The organism is Lacticaseibacillus salsurae (assembly GCF_045862175.1).
GTDB lineage: Bacteria > Bacillota > Bacilli > Lactobacillales > Lactobacillaceae > Lacticaseibacillus > Lacticaseibacillus salsurae.
Genome location: NZ_BAAFZI010000095.1, coordinates 1 through 4254 on the forward strand (window position 1 = coordinate 1; position 4254 = coordinate 4254).

Below are 4254 nucleotides of genomic sequence, written 5' to 3' on the forward strand. Positions count from 1 at the left end.
CCAAGCTTGCGCGATTTTATCAGCGGCCACTTCATTGACCGTTTTTGGCACACTACAGTTGCTCATCACGATCACCGCATCACGCCCAGATTGGGTAATCCGCAAGAAACATTCAAAGCCATAGCCGAAACCATTGGCTGAACGATACGGGCCGTTTTGGTACATGCCGCCACCATACGTCGACAAAGACCCTGGTGCAAACAACAAAGCGCTGGCATTACGCCCACCGACTAATCGGCCAGACAATAACGCACTTTCAACGGCATACAAATCGTCGATACTCATCATCAATTGTCCAGTGCCGAGTTCTTGATGTTGTTGCGCATGAGTGGCATTGGCGATAGTGGCATCAGTCACGCCATGTTTTCCCCAATAATGGCCTTGGGCAATACCTGCCACATCACGATCATAGGCAAAGCGCGTGTGAGCTAAATGTAGCGGTTTGATGTATTGGTTTTCCACCAAGGTTTGATAACTTTGGCCAGTGACTTTCATCAAAATACCGACCAATACCACATAATTGGCCGCCTGATAGTAACCTTGTCCGTTCATTGCCGAGCTATAGCGCAACTTCGTAATCAAACGATCGACTGTAGTTTGATCATCCACATATTCGCGATTCATAAAACTGCCATGCACACTCAAACCGGAATCCATGTCCAATAACTGCCGAATCGTGATGGTTTCACTACCTGGGATTTGGGGAAAATATTGGTGCAGTTTGTCATGGAGGTGGAGCTTGCCTTGCATGGCTTCATGCATCACCAGTCCTGCGGTCAATGATTTTTGCACCGAATCGATTTCAAACATCGTCGCCGGCGTGTTCAACGCTTGCGTCGTGGCTTGACCTTGCGCTAACGTGGCGACGCGTTTGCCATTGCGATACAATGCCGCCACTCCGGAGAATTGTTTTTTTGGCAAGTATTGCCGCAGATCCATCGGTACCGCAGTGGATGGTTTGAGTTTAAGCGGTGTCACTGGTTGCGATTTTCTGATTTGAGGTTGCGCGCGTTTGCCTACAGCAAAGCCAACCGTCCCCACCACGCCTAACATCAATAACGTCGCCACCACCTGCGGCCAAATCGACTGACGCGGACGCCTGCGACTACTGCGCATTCGCCCAGCCTTTAGAGAAGAAGTAAGGCTGGATATGATAGGCGTCAGGTTTTTGCGGCTTGGTCAAAAACGGATCAACCACTTGATCCATCGCGACCCAACCGCGCCAGCCTAAGTGAATCGTATCTTGCATAAAGTATGGTCGATTGCCAGCCTTGGTGAGATCCAGCACATGCGTGAACCCTTGGGCTTGCAGTTGATGTTTGAGCTTTTGGGTGGTGGTGGTCACCATCGGCTCTGATAAATGCGTATACTGCGCCCATTTGTGGTTAATGGGTGGAATGACGAATTGGACTTGAATATGATTTTTGGCAAATTGATCGAGCAACAGTTGAAAATCACCATATTCGGGTGAACGACGATAATCAAACTTCGCCTGTTTTCCGCGCATCTTAGCCAGCTTATTGCCGCCTAAACGCTGCGAAAAGAAGTGATTTTCAATGCCAAAATGATTATTGGTCGTCGCCTTGGCGCCAATTTTGCCGGCGAGCACTGACAATTGTTGATTGGTGGCATGTTTAGGCAATTGTTGCATACCTTTTTCAATGCGCGCATAGTAATTGCCTACCGTAAAGCGAGAAAACAGACTGTCTTCATTGCGCAACAAGGTTTCATGCACGGCTAAACGCGTGTTCAACCCCTTGCCTAACTTCACGCCAGCGGCAATATCAAGCAGTCCTTCGCGAATATCGCTGTGGACTTTAGCTGGGCTGAGTTTCAACAAGCGCTGAGCCGCATAACGATCAGCCGCGTCATGAGGCTTGGCATGTTGTAAGAACTCAATGGCTTGTAGTGGCGAGTAGAAATATTGAAAGGCTCCAGGATTGACCCCTTTAGGCGTGAACCACTGCAGGGAAACAATGAAGACGATTTTCTTACCGCGGTACTCCCGGATCCAAGACTGGTCATCTAAATAATGGGTCAAGGATTGCGTCCCAGGCGCCCCTAATAAAAAGGGTCGATAGTCACGGTCATACTTGGCGGCTAACACTGACGGGTGAAAGGCATCCATCCGCGACAATTCTGAGCTCCCCATAAACGGCACATAACCTGCTTGCAACGCTTGGTCTTTGATGCGCTGGCCGAGCAAAATATTCGGTGACATCGAGACCGAGGCTTCACGTAAGGTTTTTTGATTGAGGTGACCTTGTGGCAGTGGCACTAATAACACGCCAAGCACTAGTGCACACGCTAAGATCACTGGGCCAAAAATCAACCACAGGCGTTTTTTCATTGGGCAGCAGAAGCTTTGGCAATGATCTTGTTTGGCGTGTTCCATTCATTGCGGTCAAATTCTGACACTGGCACGGAAATGCCGAGTTGATCTTGTAATTCCAATAACAATTGCACGGTGTCCATGGAATCCAGTAAAGCCGTGGCAAATAAATCAGTGTCTAAAGCCGTGGATAAGTCTTCACCAGTGAGGTCTTGTAAAATGTTTAATACCGTTGTTTTCGTGTCCATTGTGAGTACTCCTTTTTTATTGGAAGAATAATTGGTTTAAAAAGCCCGAGAAAATCAAGAAACTAAAGCAGACCACATTAAAGGTGATGAAAATCGCCAAAGCTTGCGTAAAGCGATTATGTGGTATCGACTTGCGGTGCTTTTTCTTAAACCGCAGCCAAATGTCGTTGATGATGATCGCACCGGCATGAAACAAGCCATACACGATGTAATACCACGTCACCCCATGCCAAAAGCCCATCACTAAGAAATTGATCAAGTAGGCCACTTGGCTGATGCGAATGCGATTTTTGATCAGTTTGTGCTTCATGATAAAGAAAGTCGTTCTCATGAAGACGAAATCCCGGAACCAAGAGCTCAAACTCATGTGCCAGCGATTCCAGAACTCTTTGATGTTCGGCGCGGCAAAAGGTTTGTTGAAGTTCATCGGGGTGTCGATGCCCATGATCAAGGAAATCGCCACCGCGAACAAACTGTAACCGGCAAAGTCAAAGAACAGATACATTGAGTAGTCATACATATAACCGACTAGTGACCACGAGAATCCGCCGATTTGCAAGGCAAAATGCGCTAACTGCGGCCGCCACACGGTACCAAACAAGTAGCCCAGCACATATTTGTACAAGAAGCCTAAGAACAAATACTTCACCGCACGATTCAACATGTCGACATATTTTTCTCGTTCAGGCGCCACTTCGACATCTTGTTCAAACCGGCGGTAGCGATCGATCGGGCCGCTGGAAATTGTCGGCATAAAGCACATGAACCGGATCACTGGCCAAACTTTTAAGGACTTGATGGTGCCATCGCGCAATTCCATCACGATTTGCACAGCTTTAAAGGTCAGGTAGCTGATCCCTAAAAAGCCGAGGAGCGATGGCGTCACGCTGAATACTGGGGTGAGTTTGACGATCACCAGTGGCAAAATCGCAGCCAGTACAGCGATGACAAACCATGATGTTTGATTATGCGTTTTACGATAATGGGCATAAGTAAAAATCACCAACACTTGCCACACCAGATAGCCGATCAATGCCAGCCCTTGCGTCCATTTTTCCCCGGTGAACATCAAGGTGATAAAGCCAAGGCTCACCAGCACTTCATAGACTTTCAAACGGTGCCCATGCCACAACCCCACCATCAGTGGGATCAACGCGATCAGCAAGTAGATAAAATACTGCGGATCTGAATAAGGTTGTAAATTGATCATGCGTTGACCTCAGCAATCAACTGCTTGACCGCCACCTTCCCGTTGGCCGTCAGTGGCAACGCATCGCGATAAACAAAGCGCTGCGGCACCATGTAGCTCATCATCGTACTTTCTAACGACTTGCGAATCGCTTGGGTCAACTGTAATTCAGATTCAAAATGATGTTTTTCCGGCACGATATAAGCCAGCAGCTTCGCGACTTTATGGTCACGATTATATTTGGGGATCGCCACGCCTTGCGCGATCAAAGGCGAATCATTCAAGTAATGGTTCACTTCTTCAAGTTCGATGCGATAACCATTGAGTTTGATTTGAAAATCAGTCCGCCCGCGGTAGAAAATCATCCCCGCTTCATCGATATAACCGAGGTCACCAGTGGCATACCCAGCTTGAGAAAAAGCTTTGGCGGTTTTTTCAGGATTGTTGAGGTAGCCTTTGGAGACGCTTGGGCCTTGGATCATCAA

The 4254-nt window shown here is 47.9% G+C and carries 5 protein-coding genes; all 5 read right to left on the reverse strand.

Features of this window, described 5'->3' with window-relative positions:
• A partial coding sequence (locus tag ACKTSG_RS13615; protein WP_407895531.1) for a serine hydrolase domain-containing protein occupies positions 1 to 1116 on the reverse strand: 1116 nt, incomplete at its 3' end.
• The gene (gene dltD / locus ACKTSG_RS13620) at positions 1106 to 2350 is read right to left on the reverse strand and encodes a D-alanyl-lipoteichoic acid biosynthesis protein DltD (RefSeq protein ID WP_407895532.1); all 1245 of its coding nucleotides are present in this window, start codon (positions 2348 to 2350) and stop codon (positions 1106 to 1108) included. The genes dltD and ACKTSG_RS13615, both read right to left, overlap by 11 nt.
• On the reverse strand, positions 2347 to 2580 hold the full coding sequence (gene dltC / locus ACKTSG_RS13625) for a D-alanine--poly(phosphoribitol) ligase subunit DltC (protein WP_054719862.1): 234 nt from the start codon (positions 2578 to 2580) through the stop codon (positions 2347 to 2349). The genes dltD and dltC overlap by 4 nt, the downstream gene beginning before the upstream one ends.
• Positions 2581 to 2596: 16 nt before the next feature.
• The gene (gene dltB, locus ACKTSG_RS13630) at positions 2597 to 3790 is read right to left on the reverse strand and encodes a D-alanyl-lipoteichoic acid biosynthesis protein DltB (protein ID WP_407895534.1); all 1194 of its coding nucleotides are present in this window, start codon (positions 3788 to 3790) and stop codon (positions 2597 to 2599) included.
• The coding region (locus tag ACKTSG_RS13635; RefSeq protein ID WP_407895536.1) for an AMP-binding enzyme at positions 3787 to 4254 on the reverse strand (468 nt) is incomplete at its 5' end. The genes dltB and ACKTSG_RS13635, both read right to left, overlap by 4 nt.

Coding starts and splice junctions, on each gene's coding strand:
- dltD (WP_407895532.1), bottom strand. CDS start 2,350: ATGAAAAAACGCCTGTGGTTGATTTTTGGCCCAGTGATCTTAGCGTGT.
- dltC (WP_054719862.1), bottom strand. CDS start 2,580: ATGGACACGAAAACAACGGTATTAAACATTTTACAAGACCTCACTGGT.
- dltB (WP_407895534.1), bottom strand. CDS start 3,790: ATGATCAATTTACAACCTTATTCAGATCCGCAGTATTTTATCTACTTG.